22 protein-coding genes and 2 tRNA genes are annotated in these 22,589 nt (G+C 37.2%); 21 read left to right on the top strand and 3 right to left on the bottom strand.

What is annotated here, in order from left to right; translation table 11 throughout:
• Window positions 1-12: 12 nt before the first annotated feature.
• From ABDZ84_RS12850 to uvrC, 9 genes are all read left to right on the top strand, one after another.
• Window positions 13-2,352 (top strand): endonuclease MutS2, encoded by a 2,340-nt coding sequence (locus ABDZ84_RS12850; protein WP_026681391.1) that lies wholly within the window; start codon window positions 13-15, stop codon window positions 2,350-2,352.
• A 30-nt stretch (window positions 2,353-2,382) separates the two neighbouring features.
• Window positions 2,383-2,790: a DUF350 domain-containing protein gene (locus ABDZ84_RS12845; RefSeq protein WP_026681390.1), complete on the top strand. Its 408-nt coding sequence runs from the start codon at window positions 2,383-2,385 to the stop codon at window positions 2,788-2,790.
• A gap of 268 nt (window positions 2,791-3,058) precedes the next feature.
• A complete protein-coding gene (locus ABDZ84_RS12840) occupies window positions 3,059-4,756 on the top strand; it encodes a long-chain-fatty-acid--CoA ligase (RefSeq protein ID WP_026681389.1) in 1,698 nt (565 codons plus the stop codon).
• A gap of 118 nt (window positions 4,757-4,874) precedes the next feature.
• Window positions 4,875-5,459, top strand: a complete 585-nt coding sequence (fadR, locus tag ABDZ84_RS12835) for a fatty acid metabolism transcriptional regulator FadR (protein ID WP_026681388.1) — start codon at window positions 4,875-4,877, stop codon at window positions 5,457-5,459.
• Window positions 5,460-5,503: 44 nt separating this feature from the next.
• Window positions 5,504-6,277 carry an enoyl-CoA hydratase gene (locus ABDZ84_RS12830; protein ID WP_026681387.1) on the top strand — a complete coding sequence of 258 codons (774 nt, stop codon included), beginning with the start codon at window positions 5,504-5,506 and terminating at the stop codon, window positions 6,275-6,277.
• A 19-nt stretch (window positions 6,278-6,296) separates the two neighbouring features.
• Complete coding sequence (locus ABDZ84_RS12825) at window positions 6,297-7,070, top strand: electron transfer flavoprotein subunit beta/FixA family protein (RefSeq protein WP_026681386.1); 774 nt, start codon at window positions 6,297-6,299, stop codon at window positions 7,068-7,070.
• A gap of 28 nt (window positions 7,071-7,098) precedes the next feature.
• Complete coding sequence (locus tag ABDZ84_RS12820) at window positions 7,099-8,088, top strand: electron transfer flavoprotein subunit alpha/FixB family protein (RefSeq protein WP_026681385.1); 990 nt, start codon at window positions 7,099-7,101, stop codon at window positions 8,086-8,088.
• Between the two features lie 484 nt (window positions 8,089-8,572).
• Entirely contained in the window at window positions 8,573-8,887 is a 315-nt protein-coding gene (trxA, locus tag ABDZ84_RS12815; protein ID WP_026681384.1) for a thioredoxin, read from the top strand.
• A gap of 91 nt (window positions 8,888-8,978) precedes the next feature.
• Window positions 8,979-10,793, top strand: a complete 1,815-nt coding sequence (gene uvrC, locus ABDZ84_RS12810) for an excinuclease ABC subunit UvrC (protein WP_026681383.1) — start codon at window positions 8,979-8,981, stop codon at window positions 10,791-10,793.
• Window positions 10,794-10,979: 186 nt separating this feature from the next.
• Here the strand turns inward: uvrC and ABDZ84_RS12805 are convergent, their stop codons facing one another.
• Window positions 10,980-11,420, bottom strand: a complete 441-nt coding sequence (locus tag ABDZ84_RS12805) for a YslB family protein (protein ID WP_026681382.1) — start codon at window positions 11,418-11,420, stop codon at window positions 10,980-10,982.
• A 399-nt stretch (window positions 11,421-11,819) separates the two neighbouring features.
• Here ABDZ84_RS12805 and ABDZ84_RS12800 point away from each other — a divergent pair, with 399 nt between their 5' ends.
• The 4 genes from ABDZ84_RS12800 to ABDZ84_RS12785 all read left to right on the top strand — a co-directional run bounded on the left by ABDZ84_RS12800 (window position 11,820) and on the right by ABDZ84_RS12785 (window position 15,512).
• On the top strand, window positions 11,820-12,434 hold the full coding sequence (locus ABDZ84_RS12800) for a succinate dehydrogenase cytochrome b558 subunit (RefSeq protein ID WP_026681381.1): 615 nt from the start codon (window positions 11,820-11,822) through the stop codon (window positions 12,432-12,434).
• A 28-nt stretch (window positions 12,435-12,462) separates the two neighbouring features.
• Window positions 12,463-14,226: a succinate dehydrogenase flavoprotein subunit gene (sdhA, locus tag ABDZ84_RS12795; RefSeq protein ID WP_026681380.1), complete on the top strand. Its 1,764-nt coding sequence runs from the start codon at window positions 12,463-12,465 to the stop codon at window positions 14,224-14,226.
• A gap of 2 nt (window positions 14,227-14,228) precedes the next feature.
• A complete protein-coding gene (gene sdhB / locus ABDZ84_RS12790; protein WP_026681379.1) occupies window positions 14,229-14,993 on the top strand; it encodes a succinate dehydrogenase iron-sulfur subunit in 765 nt (254 codons plus the stop codon).
• A gap of 84 nt (window positions 14,994-15,077) precedes the next feature.
• On the top strand, window positions 15,078-15,512 hold the full coding sequence (locus ABDZ84_RS12785; protein WP_026681378.1) for an acyl-CoA thioesterase: 435 nt from the start codon (window positions 15,078-15,080) through the stop codon (window positions 15,510-15,512).
• A 45-nt stretch (window positions 15,513-15,557) separates the two neighbouring features.
• Here the strand turns inward: ABDZ84_RS12785 and ABDZ84_RS12780 are convergent, their stop codons facing one another.
• The gene (locus ABDZ84_RS12780) at window positions 15,558-15,782 is read right to left on the bottom strand and encodes a helix-turn-helix domain-containing protein (protein WP_010651078.1); all 225 of its coding nucleotides are present in this window, start codon (window positions 15,780-15,782) and stop codon (window positions 15,558-15,560) included.
• Between the two features lie 306 nt (window positions 15,783-16,088).
• Here ABDZ84_RS12780 and ABDZ84_RS12775 point away from each other — a divergent pair, with 306 nt between their 5' ends.
• The 8 genes from ABDZ84_RS12775 (at window position 16,089) to ABDZ84_RS12740 (ending at window position 21,290) form a co-directional block, all read left to right on the top strand.
• A complete protein-coding gene (locus ABDZ84_RS12775; RefSeq protein WP_026681377.1) occupies window positions 16,089-16,541 on the top strand; it encodes a MarR family winged helix-turn-helix transcriptional regulator in 453 nt (150 codons plus the stop codon).
• A gap of 24 nt (window positions 16,542-16,565) precedes the next feature.
• Window positions 16,566-17,390: a glutamate racemase gene (gene racE, locus ABDZ84_RS12770; protein ID WP_026681376.1), complete on the top strand. Its 825-nt coding sequence runs from the start codon at window positions 16,566-16,568 to the stop codon at window positions 17,388-17,390.
• Between the two features lie 92 nt (window positions 17,391-17,482).
• Entirely contained in the window at window positions 17,483-18,559 is a 1,077-nt protein-coding gene (locus ABDZ84_RS12765) for a GerMN domain-containing protein (RefSeq protein ID WP_121605451.1), read from the top strand.
• 513 nt (window positions 18,560-19,072) lie between these two features.
• A complete protein-coding gene (rph, locus tag ABDZ84_RS12760) occupies window positions 19,073-19,840 on the top strand; it encodes a ribonuclease PH (protein WP_026681374.1) in 768 nt (255 codons plus the stop codon).
• A complete protein-coding gene (locus ABDZ84_RS12755) occupies window positions 19,837-20,445 on the top strand; it encodes an XTP/dITP diphosphatase (RefSeq protein ID WP_026681373.1) in 609 nt (202 codons plus the stop codon). Before rph ends, ABDZ84_RS12755 begins: the two co-directional genes overlap by 4 nt.
• 10 nt (window positions 20,446-20,455) lie before the next feature.
• A complete protein-coding gene (locus ABDZ84_RS12750) occupies window positions 20,456-20,965 on the top strand; it encodes a metallophosphoesterase (RefSeq protein WP_026681372.1) in 510 nt (169 codons plus the stop codon).
• Between the two features lie 164 nt (window positions 20,966-21,129).
• Window positions 21,130-21,203 (top strand) — tRNA-Gly (locus ABDZ84_RS12745).
• Window positions 21,204-21,216: 13 nt separating this feature from the next.
• Window positions 21,217-21,290 (top strand) — tRNA-Arg (locus tag ABDZ84_RS12740).
• Between the two features lie 94 nt (window positions 21,291-21,384).
• Here ABDZ84_RS12740 and ABDZ84_RS12735 read toward each other — a convergent pair.
• Window positions 21,385-22,554 (bottom strand): tyrosine-type recombinase/integrase, encoded by a 1,170-nt coding sequence (locus ABDZ84_RS12735; RefSeq protein WP_343781786.1) that lies wholly within the window; start codon window positions 22,552-22,554, stop codon window positions 21,385-21,387.
• Window positions 22,555-22,589 lie beyond the last annotated feature (35 nt).

Raw genomic sequence — 22,589 nt, 5'->3', positions numbered from 1 at the left:
GGAGAAATAGAGATGAATGAACGCATTTTCCGTACACTTGAATTTCAAAAGATTATTGAACGTTTAACAAGTAAAGCGGAAACAACAGTGGGGAAAGATTTGTCCCAAAAACTTGAACCATCAACCAATATGGACGAAGTGCTGCAATTACAGAATGAAACCGATGAGGCGATGCATATACAACGCCTAGATAAAACGATTCCTTTAGGAGGGATCTTTGACATACGCGCTAGTTTAAAACGAAGCGTAATAGGAGGCGTCCTCTCTACCAACGAATGTATGGATGTAGCTAGTACAATTTACGGTGGTAGACGTGTCAAAGATTTTATAAGTAAGCTAGAGGAAGCATTCCCTATCCTAAAGGAGCTTGTGGAACATATCAGTCCATTAAGAGATCTGGAACGACATATTAAAAGCTGCATCGACGACCATGGACACGTAATGGATAGTGCCTCCCAAAAACTTCGAGGGATTCGCTCATCTATTCGTACGAATGAAAGTAGAGTTAGAGAGAAATTAGATAGCTATACAAAAACGAAGAGTAGTATGTTATCAGATACAATTATTACCATTCGTAACGATCGCTATGTACTTCCTGTAAAACAAGAATATCGAGGTGCAATTGGTGGAATTGTTCATGATCAATCTGCTTCAGGGCAAACGTTGTTTATGGAACCTAAAGCAGTAGTTGACTTAAACAATCAGTTGCAGGAAGCAATAATGAACGAAAAACAAGAAATCGATCGTATTTTAAGAGAATTAAGTGCGCATATTGCTAATGAAGAGGCATTTTTACAAGAAAATGTTCGTGTGCTTGGGAAAATTGATTTTATGTTTGCTCGAGCGAAACTAGGTCAATCCATGAAAGCTGCGAAGCCAAACATGAATAATAACGGCATTATTAAGATGCAACAAGCACGACATCCATTAATTGATATCAACGAAGTTGTTGCAAATGATATAGAAATTGGCGAATCTTATACTTCTATAGTTATTACTGGACCGAATACTGGTGGGAAGACAGTCACACTAAAAATGATTGGTCTATGCACGCTAATGGCTCAATCAGGATTACAGATTCCGGCTTTAGATGGGTGTGAACTTGCGGTTTTTAAGCATGTATTTGCAGATATTGGTGATGAACAATCTATCGAACAGAATTTAAGTACATTTTCTTCACACATGACAAATATAGTCGATATTTTACAGCACGTTGATGATCAGACACTCGTATTATTTGATGAGCTAGGTGCTGGTACTGACCCTCAAGAAGGAGCAGCGCTTGCTATGGCTATTCTAGATGAGGTTATAGCGAGGAATGCTCGTGTCATTGCTACGACACATTATCCCGAATTAAAGGCCTATGGTTATAACCGAGAACACGTCGTTAACGCTTCTGTGGAGTTTGATGTTCAAACACTACAGCCGACCTATCGTCTATTATTAGGCGTTCCTGGTAGGAGTAATGCATTTGAAATATCTAGAAGAATTGGACTTAGTAATCATGTTATCGAGCAGGCCCAAGGGCATGTTGGTGTAGATTCCAAAAGTGTAGAAAATATGATCGCTTCATTGGAAAAATCCCAAATAAATACGGAGAAAGATTATGCAAAAGCGCATGAACTATTACAAGAAGCGACAGATTTGCATCATGATTTACAAAGAGCATGGGCGGAATTTGAAGAGAAGCGAGAAGGTCTATACGAGAGAGCAGAGGAAAAAGCTGATAAAGCTATTAAGCAGGCGCGGGAAGAAGCTGAAATGATTGTAAGTGAGATCAGAAATATGCGGACTGAAGCAGAATGGAAAGAACATGAATGGATTGAAGCAAGAAAAATGTTAGATTCTGCCAAGCCCAACCTGACTACAAAAGAAAAGCAACAACCAAAAGAGAAAAAAGGGAAAAAAGAACTTCGTTCCGGTGATGAAATAAAATTGTTAACGATCAACCAAAAAGGGACGGTACTTGAAAAAGTAAATGATAAGGAGTATCTAGTTCAAGTTGGTATAATGAAAGTGAAGGTTGATCGTAATGATTTGCAATTTATTGGAAAGCAGAATCAAACCATTGAAAAACCGCTAACTACCATAAAGGGTTCGAATTACCATGTGAAAACGGAATTAGACCTGCGAGGAGAAAGGTTTGAGGATGCATTGTTAAGGCTTGAGAAATATATTGATGACGCACTACTCGCTGGATATCCAAAGGTCTCGATTATTCATGGAAAAGGTACTGGAGCGCTACGAAAAGGTGTATTGGAATTTGTTAAAAAACATCCAAGAATATCGGATGCTAGACCTGGCGAAGCTGGGGAAGGCGGTAGCAGTGTTACGATTATTAATCTTAAGTAATCCTGTAAATAAGGAGAAGGGATGTTCAAGGTGTCAGGTTTCTGGGAAAATATAGTGGTAGAGACAGCGGCTCGATATAGTGTTGTTATACTTTGTACGTTGGTATTTTTGGCTATCTTTGAAATAGTAACGTCATATAAGAATTGGGAAGAAATAAAAAAAGGTAATTTTGCAGTAGCGATGGCAACTGGAGGGAAGATCTTTGGAATAGCAACGATCTTCCGTTACTCTATTCAACATAATGATACCTTGTTAATAAGTATTGGCTGGGGAATGCTAGGATTCTTTCTTCTTTTAGTTGGTTATTTTATATTTGAATTTTTAACACCAATGCTTAAGGTTGATGAAGAGATCGGTAACGGAAATAAGGCAGTTGGGTTTATATCGATGATGATTTCAATTGGATTGGCATATGTAATTGGTGCCAGCATAGGATAAGGGGAGAATTGCATGATTTTGGATAGACTGGCTAAGATTTTAATTGCAGTCGCAATTGGTTTTATTATTGTAGGTATTATATGGTTAATATAATTAATATAGCTATTAAGTTTACAGCTGATGGATGCTAGCCGAATCCGTATTGCTAAAGATTTACTTTACTTGGCAGAGATGCCAAGTTTTTTTGAAAAAAATTTATATAAAAATTTAAAAATTAGAAATTAATCGGTATAATAGGTATAAAATAAGGTAAAAGGAGGAGAAGAGCTTGGTATATGAAAAAAGCTGGCATCAGCATTACCCACCAGAAATAAAGACTAGAATTGCTTACGATGAAAAGCCATTATATGCTTTTTTAGAAAAAAGCGCTAAACAATTCCCTAAAAAGAAAGCGCTTCATTTTATGGGAAAAGAGATGACTTATAAGGAACTACACACGCAGGCAACTCAAATGGCAAATTACTTGCAGTCCCTTGGTATGAGAAAGGGTGATAGGATTGCCATTATGCTTCCAAACTGTCCGCAATCCGTTATAAGCTATTACGGTGCGCTAATGGCAGGCGGAATAGTAGTGCAAACCAATCCACTTTATAAAGAAAGAGAGTTACAGTATCAGCTTATCGATTCTGGAGCTACCTTCATCGTTTGCTTAGATATTTTATTACCTCGAGTCACCAATGTAAAAGGTAACACGGATATCAGACATACCATTGTAGCTTGCATCAAAGATTATTTACCTTTCCCTAAAAACCTCATTTATCCGTATATCCAAAAAAGACAATATAATATGGTGGTTAAGGTCGAGCAAAGTGAAGAAACGCATGTTTGGGAACATATTATGGATGTAGCTCTGAGCTCTTTTGAAGCTGTAGAAATTAATCCTATAGAAGATCTCGCTTTATTGCAATACACTGGTGGTACAACTGGCCACCCTAAAGGGGTTATGCTAACTCACTATAATTTAGTCTCTAATGTGGAAATGTGTGATGCTTGGATCTACAAAACAAAGCCAGGAGAAGAAATTGTATTAGGCGTCTTACCTTTTTTCCATGTATATGGAATGACGGCAGTAATGAATAACTCCATTTTAATTGGTGCAAAAATGATACTCCTTCCAAAGTTTGATGCTGGTGAAGTATTAAAAACGATTCATAAACAGAAACCAACTTTATTTCCCGGTGCACCAACGATATATGTAGGTTTATTAAATCACCCTAATTTATTAGATTACGATCTTTCTTCTATAGAAGCGTGTATTAGCGGTTCGGCGCCATTGCCCACTGAGATTCAGGAGCAATTTGAAAAAGTAACTGGAGGGAAACTTGTGGAAGGCTATGGTCTAACAGAATCCTCACCGGTTACTCATGCAAATTTTGTTTGGCATGAGCGTAGAAATGGAAGTATCGGAGTTCCATGGCCAGATACAGATGCTAAAATTTTGAACATGGAAACGATGGATGAAGCTGAAATAGGTGAAGTCGGTGAAATAGCCGTTAAAGGTCCACAAATTATGAAGGGATACTGGAATAATCAAGAGGAGACGGATCAAGTACTGAAAGATGGATGGTTATTTACTGGTGACTTAGGATATCAAACAGAAGATGGTTATTTTTACATTGTTGATCGCAAAAAGGATATGATTATTGCTGGTGGATATAATATTTATCCTCGAGAAGTAGAAGAGGTTTTATATGAGCATGAGGGGATACAAGAAGCTGTTGTAGCCGGTATTCCAGATCTATATCGTGGTGAAACCGTAAAGGCTTATGTAGTCTTAAAGGATGGTTATAAACTGACAGAAGCTGAATTAAACACATATTGTCGGAAGCATTTGGCAGCATATAAAGTACCAAAGAGATATGAATTCCGCGATGAACTACCGAAAACAGCAGTTGGTAAAATATTAAGAAGACAATTGGTAGAGGAAGAAGAGGTCGCTGAAAAAGAAGATATAAAAACAATTTGAGCGTTAGCTCTTTTTTTCCTGAAAACTGTACAAGCTATCTATTGACATCGTTTTAAAAAGAAGTTAAGATAATGAATGAATAATCATTCATTTTATGTGCAGTTGTAAGGAGAGAAACATGAATAAAAATAGACCAAAGTATAAACAAATTATAGAAGCAGCCGTTGAGGTTATTGCAGAAAACGGTTATCATGCATCACAGGTTTCGAAGATTGCCAAAAAAGCTGGTGTAGCTGATGGGACGATCTATTTATATTTTAAAAATAAGGAAGACATACTTATTTCAGTATTTGAAGAAAAAATGGGTCAATTTATTAATCAGATAACTGTATCCATTCAAGACAAACAAGATGCAAATAAAAAGTTATTGGAATTAATTCAAATGCATTTTACACAACTTGCAGAGAATCCACAGTTAGCAGTTGTAACACAGCTAGAACTTCGTCAATCAAATCCTGAATTACGATTAGAAATTAATAAGGTGTTAAAGCCATATTTAACAGTAATTGATTCCATTATTGAAGAGGGTATGAAGGAAGGTGTTTTCCGAAATAGTTTGAATATACCTCTTGTTCGTCAGATGATTTTTGGTACACTAGATGAAACGGTTACAAATTGGGTGATGAAAGAACGCAAGTATGACTTAGTAAAACAAGCATATGAAGTTCATGCTCTATTGACTGAAGGCCTTGCTAATTCGTAAGCAAAAGAGTGATGTGTACAATTTAAGATAAGGGAGATGGACTAATGAATACATTAGATTTTGAGGTAGTTAACCATATTGCTTACTTAACTATTAAAAGCCCTCCTGCAAACGCTTTATCTAGTACTCTATTGCGTGATCTTTCTACTAGATTAGATCAGATCGAAGAGGATATTAGCGTAAAAGCAATCATACTTAGAGGAGACGGTAAATTCTTTTCAGCAGGTGCTGATATTAAAGAATTTACTTCATTACAAGCAGCCTCTGATTATGAATTGTTAGCAAAAAAAGGGCAGGAATTATTTGATCGTATTGAGCATTTCTCTGTACCGGTCATTGCGGCAATACATGGAGCCGCTTTGGGGGGAGGACTTGAATTATCCATGGCCTGTCACATGCGAATTGTAACTGAAAATGCAAAATTAGGTCTACCTGAGTTAACATTGGGAATTATTCCTGGATTTGCTGGTACACAACGACTCCCACAATATGTTGGAACAGCAAAGGCGTATGAAATGATTTTAAGTGGTGAACCAATTAGTGGTAAGGAAGCATATTCCTTAGGATTGGCAAATAAAGTGGTAGATGAGGATATGTTAGAACAGGAAGTAAGACAATTAGCAGAAAAGGTAATTATTAAGAGTAAACCAACGATTAATCATGTTATGCAATTAATTCCTTTTGCCAAGACTGGAAACTTTGCTTCAGGTGTTGATGCAGAAGCAAAGGCTTTTGGACAGATATTTGGAACGGATGATGCAAAAGAAGGCGTACAGGCGTTTGTTGAAAAACGCAAACCAAACTTCCAGGATAAGTAGATTGAAGGAGGAAAATGAAATGAATATTTACGTATTATTAAAAAAGACGTTTGATACGGAAGAAAAAATTAATGTTTCTCACGGTCAAATCGAAGATGATGGAGCAGAATTTATCATTAATCCCTATGATGAATATGCGGTAGAAGAAGCAATTAATCAACGAGATGAACACGGTGGTGAAGTTACAGTAGTAACTATTGGGGATGAGGATTCCGAAAAGCAACTAAGGACTGCTTTAGCAATGGGGGCAGATAAGGCGGTATTAATTAATACGGAGGATGATTTGGAGAGCGGGGATCAGTATACAACTGCTAAAATTTTGGAAGCGTTTTTTGAAGATAAAGAAGCAGATCTCATCTTAGCAGGAAATGTGGCTATTGATGAAGCAAGCGGGCAAGTTGGTCCCCGCCTTGCGGAAGCGTTGGGTATTCCTTATGTAACAACAATCACTAGTCTAAAAATTGATGGCGAGGTCGTAAACATTGAAAAAGATGTAGAGGGTGATGTGGAAATTATTGAGACGTCACTTCCTGTTTTAGTAACGTGTCAGCAAGGACTAAATGAACCACGTTACCCGTCACTACCAGGTATTATGAAAGCCAAGAAGAAGCCATTAGAAGAACTGGAAATTGATGATTTAGATTTAGACGAAGATGATGTAGAGCCGAAAACAAAAACTATTGATATCTTTTTACCACCTGAAAAAGAGGCTGGCCGAGTGCTTGAAGGTGAGCTTAACGAGCAAGTAGTAGAATTGGTTTCATTATTAAAGAATGAATCAAAAGTACTGTAATTTCTTATGACAGAGAGGAGAAAGTTACGTGAGTGAAAAAATAGTAGTAATTGGGGAAACAAAAGACGGTTCATTACGGAATGTATCTTATGAAGCTATTGCAGCTGCAAAAAAGGTAGATGCTGAAGCAGAATTAGTCGGCGTTATTTGTGGGTCTGGTGAGTTAGAGGAACTAGGAAAAGAGATGATTTATTATGGTGCTGATCGTGTCGTAACGATCTCTCATGATAGCTTAACAGCCTATACATCTGAAGGATTTGGGCAAGCGGTTTTAGCTGTTATTCATGAAGAGTCGCCAAAAAGTATTGTAATGGGACACACATCCATCGGTAAGGATTTAACCCCGAAAATTGCCAGTAAATTAGAAACAGGATTAATTTCTGATGCGGTAGATATTGAGGTTGAAGGGGATAAAATTCAGTTCGTTCGACCAATATATTCAGGTAAGGCATTTGAGAAGAAAATAATTACGGATGGTATCACGTTCTTTACGATTCGTCCAAACAATATACCTGCATTAAATCGGGATGAAGCACGTTCGGGAGAAATCACGCCAAAGAATTTAGACATTACAGATATTCGCACGGTTATTAAAGATGTGGTAAGAAAAGCATCAGAAGGTGTTGATTTATCAGAAGCTAATGTAATCGTTGCAGGTGGACGTGGTGTTAAGAGTGAGGATGGATTTAAACCACTTTATGAATTGGCAGAAGTATTAGGTGGAGCGGTAGGAGCTTCACGCGGGGCTTGTGATGCAGAGTATTGTGATTATTCATTGCAAATAGGGCAGACTGGTAAAGTTGTAACACCAGATCTATACATTGCTGTAGGTATATCAGGGGCTATTCAACATCTAGCGGGGATGTCGAATTCTAAAGTAATCGTTGCTATTAATAAGGACCCTGAAGCAAATATCTTCAATGTAGCTGACTACGGCATTGTTGGAGATTTATTTGAAGTAATACCATTATTAATTGAAGAAGTGAAAAAGCTACAAGAAGGAATAACGAATAGCTAATTTTAATGAAACCTATGGTAATAGTTATATTTTAAGCTGTCGAGTAGTCATTCTCGGCAGTTATTTTTATAATGCGAAAAGACAGGTTAACCGATCTTATTTAGACACTGCTCGTGTTTTTATTGCTTGATGAGTTGTGAGAATAATAATGAAAAAACCATACGGATCATTGGCTTCGTTATGTTTTGCTATTTCAGGTTGCAAGAAGATGTACATATCATTCGCTGCTTGTCCGAGTAATCAAGCTAGCTATAAGTTATGAGTATGGTTAGGACGCTTCCCGCGGGCAAGAAAAAACGAAGTTAGGTCATGTAGCTTCTCAACTAATATCAGCAGTTTAAGGCAGTGAGGTGAATGCTTTAAATAACAGCAATAAAAGAAATTTTTATAACTCATATACGCATAAGCAAATTATTAGTAAGGTTATACTAACGATGATATACTCAACGTAAGAATTAAGCTTCATATTAGGAGGAGTAATATAATGGCGATTATAAATGTAACTGATCAAAACTTTTCTAAAGAAACTGCTGAGGGTTTAGTACTAGTAGATTTTTGGGCGCCTTGGTGTGGCCCTTGTAAAATGATTGCACCAGTACTTGAAGAAATTGATGGAGAAATGGAAGACAAAGTACAAATTGTTAAATTAGATGTAGATGAAAACCAAGAAACTGCTGGTAAATATGGTGTAATGAGCATACCAACTTTATTACTATTTAAAGATGGAAATGTTGTTGACCAAGTTATCGGTTTTCAACCAAAAGAAGCTCTAGTAGATTTAATTAACAAACACGCCTAAACATTGTATACTAATAAATAGAATGTATGAAATTGATAAATCCCTTGTTGCAGATGTAACAAGGGATTTTCTAAAGGGATTGGATGAACTTATGAATCAGTTAATTAAAGAAAAGCTTGCAGTGCTCCCAGCTAAACCAGGGTGCTACATTATGAAGGATAAGCATGAAACGGTGATATATGTCGGCAAATCGAAGCTTTTAAAAAATAGGGTTCGCTCCTACTTTACTGGAGCAAATGATCGTAAGACGCAGCGGTTGGTTCAAGAGATTGAAAGCTTTGAATATATTGTAACATCATCGGAAATCGAAGCACTCATTTTAGAAATGAATTTAATAAAAAAATACGATCCGAAATACAATGTCATGCTAAAGGATGATAAATCGTACCCATATCTAAAGATAACTTCTGAACGGCATCCACGCTTGCTCATAACAAGAAAAGTTAAAAAAGATAAAGGGAAATATTTTGGACCTTACCCAAATGTCATCGCTGCTAGAGAAACCAAAAAATTACTTGATCGACTTTATCCGCTTAGAAAGTGTAATAATCCACCGGGGCGCCCATGTCTTTATTATCATATGGATCAATGTTTTGCATGTAGTGAAACACCACCGACGAAAGAGGCATATGATGAGATTGTTCAGAATGTATCCTCCTTTTTACACGGCGGTTATACATCCATTAAACGTGATTTATCACAGAAAATGTATGAGGCAAGTGAACAGTTAAATTTTGAGAGGGCTAAGGAATTGAGGGACCAAATACAACATATTGAATCTGTCATGGAGCAACAGAAGATGACCATGAATGACCAGACTGATCGGGATATATTTGGTTATAGCTTTGATAAAGGGTGGATGTGTATTCAAGTATTCTTTATTAGGCAGGGGAAATTAATAGAACGTGATGTTGCCGTATTTCCTTTCTTTGACGAGGCAGAGGAAACATTTATTAGCTATATTGGTAGGTTCTATCTACATCAGAATCATCCGAAGCCAAAACAAGTTCTTGTACCATTGGGCACAAATGTAGACTTACTGAAGGATCTTTTGGATATTGATGTTCATACACCCTATCGGGGGCGAAAAAAAGAGTTAGTTGAACTCGCTACTGAGAATGCAAAAATTTCGTTGAAGGAAAAATTTTCGATCATCGAAAGGGATGAAGAACGGACAATTGTTGCAGTAGAGCATTTAGGCGAACGACTAAATATTGAAACACCCCATCGAATAGAAGCATTCGATAATTCCAATATACAAGGTACAGATCCAGTATCTGCCATGGTTGTTTTCATTGATGGAAAACCAAATAAGAAAGAATATAGAAAATATAAGATTCGAGATGTTGAGGGGCCAGATGACTATGAAACGATGCGAGAGGTTATCCGTCGAAGATATACGAGGGTCTTGAAAGAAAACCTACCATTACCAGACCTGATCATCGTTGATGGAGGGAAAGGTCAAATGAGCGCGGCACTAGACGTTCTCGAAAATGAACTTGGACTTGATATTCCTTTATGCGGTTTAGCAAAGGATGATAAGCATAAAACCAGTGAATTATTATACGGTGTACCACCAGTTGTCGTACCATTGGATAGGAAATCACAGGAATTTTATCTTGTTCAGAGAGTACAGGAAGAAGTACATCGTTTTGCTATCTCTTTTCATAGACAGTTACGTGGGAAAAATGTGTTTCAGTCAGAATTAGATAAAATCCCAGGTATTGGTGAAAAAAGGAGAAAGCTGCTCTTAACGCATTTTAAATCGATTACTGAAATTAAAAAGGCAGAGATAAAGGAATTTACTAAGCTAGGCATACCAAAGAATACAGCAAATGAAATCATTACTTATTTAAATAGCCCAGAAAATGAAGAAGAATTGTCCCAAAATCGTCCTAAAACATAATTTGCGTCTGGAGCAAGCATATATCTTAGCTAAAGCAAAAGCCGAACTAGAATTTTAAATCTGTTCGGCCCTTTGCTGCTACTATTTGCCATGTTGACAAACGCTATATTCCGAAGTATAAACATTCGTTATTTACAAACATAGAAAGACCTCTCAAAAAATAGACTCTTGAGACAACCTCTTTTACTATCTGCTTAGCACAGCTGTAAATTCTACCTGGTGAATGCGTGAATGAACGGATTCGACACATTCACAATCACAGTTTTCTGTCATTTGCAATGCTTCGGCTAAAAAGCCAGCCTCTAATCGAAAGTCAGCTTCAAATGGTGCCTTTAATCGTTGAACAATTGAATCCGACATTAACTGAAACACCATTTCTTTCTTTTTGTTTTTAACTAGTTCCAATTGTCCCCAACCTAAATTTTCAAAAATAATGAAAATATCTCCCATTGTACTTAATTCAAACTTCCGTGCTAGTTTTCTTCCCATGAAATATAAGAGAGTATGAGATTCTCTTCCTAATAATTCTGGTAAACCTACGTAGCGTAGAATATCATAACCGGCACCTGCCGTATGTAATTCTTCCATCTGGGAAACGGTAATCGTTGTGTCAGTTTTGTTTGTCATGAATGTCATCCTCTCTAAATCATAGCTTAAAAGACTAACGAATTATGTACTTCATAGCTACTACTATTATTATCTATATATTGTACCGATTTCGCAAGTATACAAAGGAAATTGATTCAGTTTTTAGTTCATATTATGGATATACATAATTCTTCATTTTTAGGTACCGTTTTCTTGACGCTTTATGGAGATAGAAGTACAATAAACATGTCACAAATTGTACATTATCAACCTCATCAATTTTTATTATTTTACACGCTGTGAAACAGTAAAGAAAAGTATATCTAAACATAGACTTTTCACCATCAGTCTTGGCAATGCGCCAAGCTTTTCTAATTAGGTTGATGTGATGTGATAAAAATGAAACTAACATTGATTAAACTAAAGGGGGGTAACACATTGGCAGAGCATCGTGAATTTCTAACTAGAAGATTACACTCGTTACTAGGCGTAATTCCAATTGGAATATTTTTGGTTCAGCACTTAGTGGTGAATCATTTTGCTGTGTATGGTGAAGAAAACTTTAACAAGGCAGCAGACTTTATGCACGGTTTACCATTTCGACTCTTATTGGAATTCGTAGTCATTTACCTGCCTATCTTGTTTCATGCTATTCTAGGGGTTTATATTGTATTTGTAGCACGAAGCAATACGAAAAACTATGGTTTTTTCCGAAATTGGATGTTCGTCTTACAACGTGTAACAGGAATTATTACCTTTGTCTACATTGTATGGCACGTTTGGGAAACAAGAATTCAGATTGGTTCTCAGGGAGCAGATTATAGCTTAATGGAAGGAATACTTTCTAGCCCATTCATGTTCTGGTTCTACATTATTGGATTAATAGCAACTGTTTTCCATTTCGCAAACGGACTTTGGAGCTTCTTCGTGACATGGGGTATTACGCAATCACCGAAGTCGCAAAAAATTGCTACATATGCAACGGTCGTAGTGTTTTTAGCATTGAGCTATGTTGGTGTAAGAACGTTAATTACATTTGCATACGGAGTTTAACTAAAGAACAAGGGAGTGAGCATCTATTATGAGTAATCGAAAAATAGCCATCGTCGGTGGAGGGTTGGCTGGATTAATGGCAACTATAAAAGCGGCCGAAGCAGGAGTCAATGTTGATTTATTCTCCATTGTACCTGTAAAGCGCTCTCACTCTGTATGTGCCCAAGGCGGTATTAATGGTGCAGTAAATACGAAGGGAGAAGGGGATTCTCCTTATATCCATTTTGATGATACTGTATATGGTGGTGACTTTCTTGCGAACCAACCACCTGTTAAAGCGATGTGTGATGCAGCGCCAAGCATTATCCATATGCTAGATAGAATGGGTGTTATGTTTAACCGGACGCCAGAAGGATTGCTAGATTTCCGACGTTTTGGTGGAACACAGCACCATCGTACAGCATATGCAGGGGCAACTACAGGACAGCAATTATTGTATGCGCTAGATGAGCAGGTTCGTCGCTATGAAGTAGAAGGACTTGTAACGAAATATGAAAATTGGGAGTTCGTTCATGCCGTCATTGATGAAGAAGGTGTTGGAAGAGGGATTGTAGCGCAAGACATTAAGTCACATGAAATTAAGGCCTTCCCATCTGATGCGACGATATTCGCAACTGGAGGTCCTGGAATTATCTTTGGTAAGTCCACGAACTCCGTTATTAACACAGGTTCAGCTGCTAGTATTTTGTATCAACAAGGAGCAAAATATGCAAATGGTGAATTTATTCAAATTCACCCAACAGCCATTCCTGGAGATGACAAATTACGTTTAATGAGTGAATCTGCTCGTGGTGAGGGTGGACGAGTTTGGACGTATAAAGACGGTGAGCCTTGGTATTTTCTTGAGGAGAAATATCCAGCTTACGGAAACCTCGTACCACGTGATATTGCGACCCGAGAAATTTTTGATGTTTGTGTAAATCAAAAACTAGGAATTAACGGGGAAAATATGGTTTATTTGGATTTATCCCATAAGGATCCGAAAGAACTTGATATTAAGCTTGGCGGTATTATTGAGATATATGAGAAATTTGTCGGTGAAGACCCTCGTAAAGTTCCAATGAAGATATTCCCAGCAGTTCATTATTCAATGGGTGGTCTATGGGTAGATTATGACCAGATGACAAACATTCCAGGAATATTTGCAGCTGGAGAATGTGATTATTCACAACACGGCGGTAACCGTTTAGGGGCTAACTCCTTACTATCTGCCATTTTTGGTGGTTCAGTTGCTGGTCCGAATGCAATTAAATACGTTGAAGGGTTAGATAAACATGTTGATGATTTATCGCCTGAACTATTTGAGTCTAATGTCAAAGCGGCAACAGAAGACTTTGAAAAGCTAATGAAGATGGATGGGGAAGAAAATGCCTATCAAATTCACAAAGAGCTTGGTGAATGGATGACAGATAATGTTACCGTTGTTCGTGACAATGAGAAGTTATTAAAAACAGATGAGAAAATTCAAGAACTGCTTAAGCGGTGGGAAAATATAAATATTAATGATACATCGCGTTGGAGCAACCAAGGCGTTATGTTTACTCGTCAGTTGAAAAATATGCTTCATTTAGCACGAGTTATTACACAAGGAGCATATAACCGTAACGAAAGTCGTGGAGCCCACTATAAACCAGAATTCCCTGATCGAAATGATGAGGAATGGTTAAAAACGACAATTGCTCAATTTGATAAAGAAACTGAGTCACCTCAGATTACGTATGAAGAAGTCGATGTGTCATTAATTAAACCACGTAAACGTGATTACACAAAGAAAAGCGAAGGGAGTAAGTAAGAATGGCTGAACAAAAGACAGTTACTTTTATCATAACTCGACAAGCCGGCCCTGATTCTGCTCCTTATAAGGAAACATTTAACATTCCTTACAAAAAAAATATGAACGTTATTTCTGGATTAATGGAAATTCGTCAAAATCCAGTTACTGCTGATGGGAAGAAAACATCACCAGTACAATGGGATATGAACTGTTTAGAAGAAGTATGTGGTGCTTGTTCTATGGTGATTAATGGAACAGCTAGACAGTCATGTGCCGCACTAGTAGATCAATTGGAGCAGCCTATCCGTTTGGAACCGATGTCTACGTTTCCGGTAGTTCGTGATCTAATCGTTGACCGTGAACGTATGTTTGATGCATTAAAACAAGTAAAAGCTTGGATTCCAATTGACGGAACACATGATTTGGGACCAGGACCAAGGATGCCTGAGAAGAAGCGGCAATGGGCTTATGAATTATCTAAATGTATGAGTTGTGGTGTTTGTTTAGAAGCCTGTCCGAATGTAAACGATAAATCTAACTTCATTGGTCCAGCAGCATTGTCTCAAGCTCGCTTGTTTAATGCTCATCCAACTGGAGAAATGAATGCAAGTGAACGATTAAACGGTTTAATGGAAGATGGCGGAATTGACGGTTGCGGGAACTCACAAAACTGTGTGCAAGTATGTCCGAAGGGTATTCCGCTTACAACATCAATTGCAGCAATGAACCGTGCGACAAATATTCAAGCATTTAAAAACTTCTTTGGAAGTGACAATGCACATTAATGATGAATGTTAAATAAAATGGCCCCTGCCAAGATTGGCTGGGGTCATTTTTACAAGTTTAACAAATGGAAAGGGGTAAGGGAGATGCGAATTGCTTACATAGAAGACATGGATCATTGGCGTTCTACGTTTTCTTTCTCAATACCGATTAAGGTTCGTTTTTCGGAGACGGATTTATTTGGGCATGTGAATAATACATCACCATTTATCTATTTTGAAGAAGCAAGAATTGAATTCTTAAAATCAAAGGGAATGTTTATTAAAGAATCAGAAGCCATTCCTGTTGTTTCTGATTTACAATGCGATTATTTACAACAAATGTATTTTGATGAATCCTTTGACGTCTATGTTAAAGCAAACCATGTCGGGAATACCTCATTAGATCTGCATTATATGGTTCTTAATGAGAAAGGAGAAATAGCCTTAACAGGACGGGGAAGATTAGTATATATTAATCCAAAAACGGGGGAAACTGTTTCTTTACCAGAGGAAATGAAGGAATTGCTTGTGAAAAATTAAATGCTCAAACCTAAATCGGCTTTCCAATAAGGAAAGCCGATTTGATTAGAGCTTCAATTCCCCCATGCGAAGGAGCTCTACTACAGCCTGTGAACGCCCCTTAACTCCTAGCTTTTGCATAGCATTTGAAATGTGGTTGCGGACAGTTTTTTCTGATATGAATAATTCCTGGGCAATTTCTTTTGTTGTTTTATCTTGTACTAACAGCTCGAAAACCTCTTTTTCACGTTTTGTTAATAATTGCTTCGGTTTATACTCGTTGTCCTTCAAATGTTAACCCCTCCTTGCTGTCAATAGAGCTGCAGATTGAAGGGAAATTATTTAGTCACTATAGCTTATGTTGGATCAAGGAAACGGTGCGTACATTTGTCGTGGTAGTAATTGATTTATTTAAAAGAAATTTTAATATAGGAATCAGAATGTCTTATAATAAAATAACGATCAATATACACGTGATTTGAATAGGATGAATGTAGCACTATTTCCTATTTGGTTGTAAATGAATATCACTTTACGGGACTGCAGTACGTTATGTAAAATAGTCATATACGGGAAGTAATTCTAGGAGGTTACATGTTGAAATCAAACGCAACAACAGATACAATAAATAAGATTGAAAAAAGAATGCGCTACATTTCAGGAATCATAAAACAAAAGGGACGACAAATATTAAATAATTATCCAATTACTTCTCCGCAGTTCATTGCATTGCAATGGCTATTGGAGGAAGGGGATTTAACGATCGGAGAACTATCCAATCGGATTAGTCTAGCTTTTAGCACGACAACTGATTTAGTAGATAGAATGGAAAATAATAACCTTGTTGAAAGAGTACGAGATGCTAAAGACAGAAGAGTAGTACGTATTCACGTTCTTGAAAAAGGAAAAACAATTATCCATGAGGTGATTGAAAAGAGACAGCAGTATCTTGGCAACGTACTTGAAAATTTTTCAGAAGAACAAGTGGAAGACTTACATGAATTACTTTCATACTTGCATGAGCAAATGATAAGTATAGATGATAAATAAAACTTCAAAGAAGAGGCGATATGGTTGAAGCAGGCAATTGGGGTCATTGACTCTGGGGTAGGGGGATTAACCGTAGCACATGAACTAATGAGGCAGCTACCGAAAGAAAAGCTGATTTATTTAGGTGATACTGCTAGATGTCCCTATGGACCAAGATCAAAAGAAGAAGTAAAGCAATTCACGTGGGAAATGGTCGATTTTCTACTGGAAAAAAATATAAAAATGCTTGTTGTCGCATGTAACACGGCCACTGCATTTACATTAAAATCATTAAAAGAGGAACTAGATATCCCGGTAATTGGTGTTATTCAACCTGGAGCAAGAGCAGCAATTAAATTTACAAGAAATAATCATATTGGTGTTATTGGAACAGAAGGTACTGTTAGAAGTCATGCTTATACGAATGCACTTAGAAATATTAAAAGCGAGTTAGAGGTTAATGCGCTAGCATGCCCCATGTTCGTACCTATGGTTGAACAAGGGATACTTGAAGGAAGTCAGGCAATAGAAGTTGTTGAAGATACGTTAGCTCCATTATTACAATACAGTAATATGGATACGTTGATCTTAGGATGTACGCACTATCCGTTAATTAAAGATACTATCCAATCTGTTATTGGACAACATATAACAATTATCTCATCAAGTGAGGAGACGGCAAGGGAAACGAGTACGATATTGGATGTACATCAACTGTTTAATAAAGATGATATTTATCCGGTTCACCAATTTTATACCACTGGTGACTTAGAAATTTTTATTGAAATATCCAAAAGTATCTTTAAAGAGCCTTACTTGCAAATGGTAACGATTGAAAAAGCATATCTCCATCAATTACAGGATTCTTAAAGCTAAGAATCCTGTTTTTTTATTTTTGCTTGGTCTATTTTCGCAGTGGGCTCGTATATATAATAGTACAAACCATCGTAGGAGGGAAAGATATGCAGAAGCGCGGAATTTTTTTGATTGCGGGTACAGTAACAATGTCCATTATATTATCCGGGTGTTTTCAAGGTGAGCAGTCCTTGGAGGAGGAAATGATCGATCCTCCACAAAATGCAGAGCCCGTTGATAATCTGGAAGATTCAGATGCAAAAGCTAATGAACAGAGTGAGGATGAAGACAACGTCTCAGAGACAATAGCACGTGATCTGTATTTAATTGATGCAAATGGAATGGTAGCGTCTCAAACATTGGAATTACCAACTCCTGAATCGAATAAAGTAGCTACACAGGTTTTAGAATATTTAGTAAAGGGTGGACCGATTTCCCAGTTACTTCCTAACGGATTTCAAGCAGTTCTACCAGAAGGAACTGAAGTTCTAGGCATTAATTTGCAGGAAGATGGCACAATGGTAGTTAACTTTTCGAAAGAATTTGCAAACTATGAAGCGAAGGATGAAACAAAAGTTCTAGAAGCCGTAACATATACCTTAACGCAATTTGAGAATGTAGAGGAAGTTCAATTACAAATGGATGGAATGGCATTAAAAGAGATGCCAGTTAATGGAACACCAATTGGTGAAGGGTATTCCAGGGAAAATGGAATTAATGTAAGTGATACTGGGGTTTCTGACTTCATGCAAAGTAAAACGGTCACAATGTACTATCCAACGGAGCATGATGAAAATCGATACTACATTCCTGTGACACAGTATGTAGAACCATCTGAGGAAGTAGATGAGTTCAGTGCTATCGTTAAGAACTTACTGAAGGGTCCAGGAATTCAATCAAATGTAAAGCAAGTCTTTAATGATTCAGCTGCATTGACGAGTAAACCTTCATTAAAAGATGGAGTTTTACAACTACATTTTAATGAATCTATACTTAAAGAACAGGATAAATCCGTAATCGCTGATGAGGTAATGGAAACGCTAGTTCGAACGTTGACAAATGTACAGGGGGTGGAAGCTGTTCAGGTTAACGTGGAAAGTGTAGAGGAACTAGTCAATGAAAATGGTGAGGCTTATACGGAACCAGTAACGAAACAGCAGTTTATACCGACAGAGAAGTTATAGCTAAAAGAGGCTTTGATAAGCCTCTTTTTTATAGTCTAGGAAATCCGTGTGGATAAATAGGCGCGTGTTGAGCCGCGTCCAGCTCCAGTTGCCCAGAAACTAGGCGACCTCACGAATCGCCCTGCGATAAGTCATCGTCGGACCGTGATTCCTTTATCTCTATTGACTCGCTCCAGTCGCTACGTTTCTTTTTAGTGCATGTAAAACCACAGGCTATGTGAAAACAAGGAATGTAATAAAAAATCTCCAAACGTTATAAAGAAACTGGCCACCAAACCAATTTCGAATAACGAGAGGAGATCTACTTATGTCGAGTGACAATAGTTTATCATATACCAGGTGAGATTGTAAGTAGCTTATTGTCCGTATTTCTAATATACACATCTTACTGCTATTAGATTGGATATGAGAATCCCAAGTGACACTTGTTTCCTTCTGTAATTTATGTGTATTTCAATAGTGCTTTTAACAAAAAATATGTTAAGCTAATGGTTGAACTAAGGAGGAGTTATGATGAGAACTGATCAACGTAATCGTAACAGCTTACGTCCTGTTACAATCACACCGAATTTTCTACAGCATCCAGAGGGTTCCGTGTTAATTCAAGTAGGGAATACTAAAGTAATATGTAATGCAAGTATAGAAGACAGAGTTCCTCCGTTTATGCGCGGTCAAGGTAAGGGATGGATAACTGCTGAATATGCAATGTTACCAAGAGCAACCGAACAGAGGAATATAAGAGAATCTTCAAAAGGAAAAGTTAGTGGTAGAACAATGGAAATACAACGCTTAATTGGTAGAGCTTTACGCTCTGTTGTTGATTTAGACAGCATTGGAGAACGGACTGTATGGGTGGACTGTGATGTCATTCAGGCGGATGGTGGAACAAGAACTGCTTCCATTACTGGTGCATTTGTGGCTGTAGTGTTAGCCTTCGAAAGTTTACTTCGTCGGAAAGTCTTATCCAAAATGCCAATTACTGATTTTCTTGCCGCAATATCTGTGGGGGTATTGCCAGATGGCATGGAGATATTAGATTTAAACTATGAGGAAGATTCCAAAGCTCATGTCGATATGAATATAGTTATGACAGGTACCGGTGAATTTGTAGAAATTCAAGGGACAGGAGAAGAAGCGACATTTAGTATGAAACAGTTAAATGAACTGCTGCAATTAGCTGAACAGGGAATACAGACAATTATTATGAAGCAGCGTGAAGTACTTGGAGATATCACCAATAGAATTGGAGAAAGTGTTACAGCAAAAGGAGAAAGCAAATGAAGCAAATCATCATTGCTACGAAAAATAAAGGGAAGGCTAATGAGTTTAAGGAGTTTTTTAAGCCCTATAACTTAAAGGCACTTTCTTTAAATGACTTAGAAGACCTTCCAGATGTAGAAGAAACAGGTGAAACATTTAAAGAAAATGCTGCCTTAAAAGCAGAAGAAATAGCTTCCATATTATCATTACCTGTACTTGCAGATGATTCTGGTTTAGTGATTGATGCATTAGATGGTAGACCCGGTGTTTATTCTGCAAGGTATGCCGGGGAACATAAAGATGATCAATTAAATATGGAAAAAGTGCTATCGGAATTACGTGGTATTCCTGAAGCTAAACGTACTGCTAGATTCGTTTGCGTTCTTGCTATTGCATCTCCAGGATCTAAAACACGTTTTTATACAGGGTATTGTGAGGGGAGAATTGCCGATAACCAATATGGTGAAAATGGTTTTGGTTATGATCCAATTTTTATACCTAAAGGTTATCAGCAAACAATGGCACAGTTATCATCGGATAAAAAAAATCAAATTAGTCATCGTAGAAATGCAATTGTTCAGCTAGAAGATACAGTGACACAACACGGATTACTAATTAAGGAATAAGGTGGATTCGATGACAAAAGTACTTATATTAAGCGATAGTCATGGATTAACGGAAGAATTAGATAAGATTAAACAACGTCACAATGTGGATTATCGATTTCATTGTGGAGATTCTGAATTGGATTTGGATGAGAACGAAATGGATGGATTTTATACAGTTATTGGAAACTGCGATCATGACATACGTTATCCAGAAGAACAGACACTTACTATAGGCGGTTTAACCTTTTTAATAGTTCATGGTCATTTACATCAAGTTAAAACGAATCTCATGCATATATCATACCGTGCAGAGGAATTAGGAGCACAAATTATATGCTTTGGCCACACACATATCGCAGGGGCAGAACAACGTGGAGATCAATTATTAATTAACCCAGGTAGTATACGATTGCCCCGGGTTCGCAAAGAGAAAACATACGCTATAATGGAATGGGAAAAGAAAGAAAATATCTTATTACGTTACTATACAACTGAAGGTGAATTAGTTCATAATCTGCAGTATGAGTTTACATTATAAAACAAAATACGCATCCATCCTGGACATTGCTCCAAGGATGGATGAAATTAAAATTATTTATTAGAAACTATTGACAAAAGCTGTATAAGTTTATATAATGATTCTTGTCCGTTAAAAACGGAGTAACTATTAATCAATTGTTTTTTCATACATAGTAATGATATGCGGGTGTAGTTTAATGGTAAAACCTCAGCCTTCCAAGCTGATGACGAGGGTTCGATTCCCTTCACCCGCTCCATACATATTTTTATGTCCCAGTAGCTCAGCTGGATAGAGCAACAGCCTTCTAAGCTGTGGGTCGGGAGTTCGAATCTCTCCTGGGACGTCTAATAAAAGCCTTGTAAACAACGAGTTTATGAGGTTTTTTATTTTTGCGTGGGAAACTGTATATTTTAAAAAGATACCAATAGGATACCATTTTAAGCTTTTTTAAATAGTGATTCAAAATGTGTTGCAGCACTTTTTTCTGCTTGTTGAAGTACATGGCCGTAAACATCCATTGTAGTACTGATTTTAGAGTGCCCTAGGCGTTCCTGGATAATTTTGGCATGAACACCTTGATTAATTAATAAAGTCGCTGATGTGTGTCTTAAATCATGAAACCGTATCTTTTTTAATCCTTTGTTTTCCTCTTTGTCTAAAAACCGGATCCACCTTTGACTAATGCTATCAGGTCTGAGTGGTTGTCCGTATTCATCCGAAAATAAAAATAAATGTCCTGGCCACTTCCATAAATCATCACTCATTTCCACTTGATGTTCTAATTTAATTGCTCTTAACTTTTTAAGTGCCTTCATTAAATCTTCTGGAACGGATACCTTACGTGTACGATCTGTTTTGGTTGATTTTAATTTTAAACCTTCACCTGTGACTATGACTAACGCTTGTTCAATCGTAATGGCATTATTTTCAAAGTCGAGATGCTTTCCTTCCAATGCTGCTATTTCCCCTTCACGTGCTCCCAAAACGGCGGCAACTTGTACAATTAATTGCCACATAGTATCTTCTTTTTCTAATTTGGAAAAGAGCAGTTGAGACTCTTCTAATGAATAGACTTCCGATTTTTTGTGTCTAACTGCTGGTAGATTGATTTTTTCACATGGATTACGATCAATTAGATCCCATCCTTCAGCAACTTTAAATAAGGCATTTAAAGCCTTGTACACGTTTTTAATACTACTTGATGATAGAGAACCTTTCTTACCATCCAAACGCTTCCCGTTCTTCTTTAAATCATCAAAAAAGTTAACTATGTGAATCTTCTTTACATCTTTTAATTTCATTGGGCCAAATTCCGGAAGCAAACGTTTCTCAAATATGTTTTTGGTCTCCTGGAGTGTACGGATCCCGTAATGATCCTTAGCAAACTTTTCTAACCACTGTTCATAAAAACCTTCTACAGACAGTTTGGTTTCATCAATCAACTGCTTTGATAAAATCTCTGCTTCAAAAAGTGTCAGCATTTTACCAGCTTCAGTTTTATTTTTTGCATTTACTGTTTTATTTTTCTTTTTTCGTTTTCCTCCAACATATCCTAATTCAACTGTAAGTTTGTATTTTCCTTTAGAAATTTCTCTAAAGCTGGCCATATCTAATACCTCCAATAGATTTTTTTGTGAAAATT

The sequence above is a fragment of the Virgibacillus salarius genome, from assembly GCF_039521925.1.
GTDB classification, from domain to species: domain Bacteria; phylum Bacillota; class Bacilli; order Bacillales; family Amphibacillaceae; genus Virgibacillus; species Virgibacillus salarius.
Note: the sequence above shows the minus strand (reverse complement) of the source record. Positions and strands in the feature narration are given on the sequence as shown.

Coding starts and splice junctions, on each gene's coding strand:
- ABDZ84_RS12850 (WP_026681391.1), top strand. CDS start 13: ATGAATGAACGCATTTTCCGTACACTTGAATTTCAAAAGATTATTGAA.
- fadR (WP_026681388.1), top strand. CDS start 4,875: ATGAATAAAAATAGACCAAAGTATAAACAAATTATAGAAGCAGCCGTT.
- ABDZ84_RS12830 (WP_026681387.1), top strand. CDS start 5,504: ATGAATACATTAGATTTTGAGGTAGTTAACCATATTGCTTACTTAACT.
- ABDZ84_RS12825 (WP_026681386.1), top strand. CDS start 6,297: ATGAATATTTACGTATTATTAAAAAAGACGTTTGATACGGAAGAAAAA.
- trxA (WP_026681384.1), top strand. CDS start 8,573: ATGGCGATTATAAATGTAACTGATCAAAACTTTTCTAAAGAAACTGCT.
- uvrC (WP_026681383.1), top strand. CDS start 8,979: ATGAATCAGTTAATTAAAGAAAAGCTTGCAGTGCTCCCAGCTAAACCA.
- ABDZ84_RS12805 (WP_026681382.1), bottom strand. CDS start 11,420: ATGACAAACAAAACTGACACAACGATTACCGTTTCCCAGATGGAAGAA.
- sdhA (WP_026681380.1), top strand. CDS start 12,463: ATGAGTAATCGAAAAATAGCCATCGTCGGTGGAGGGTTGGCTGGATTA.
- sdhB (WP_026681379.1), top strand. CDS start 14,229: ATGGCTGAACAAAAGACAGTTACTTTTATCATAACTCGACAAGCCGGC.
- ABDZ84_RS12785 (WP_026681378.1), top strand. CDS start 15,078: ATGCGAATTGCTTACATAGAAGACATGGATCATTGGCGTTCTACGTTT.
- ABDZ84_RS12765 (WP_121605451.1), top strand. CDS start 17,483: ATGCAGAAGCGCGGAATTTTTTTGATTGCGGGTACAGTAACAATGTCC.
- rph (WP_026681374.1), top strand. CDS start 19,073: ATGAGAACTGATCAACGTAATCGTAACAGCTTACGTCCTGTTACAATC.
- ABDZ84_RS12755 (WP_026681373.1), top strand. CDS start 19,837: ATGAAGCAAATCATCATTGCTACGAAAAATAAAGGGAAGGCTAATGAG.
- ABDZ84_RS12750 (WP_026681372.1), top strand. CDS start 20,456: ATGACAAAAGTACTTATATTAAGCGATAGTCATGGATTAACGGAAGAA.
- ABDZ84_RS12735 (WP_343781786.1), bottom strand. CDS start 22,554: ATGGCCAGCTTTAGAGAAATTTCTAAAGGAAAATACAAACTTACAGTT.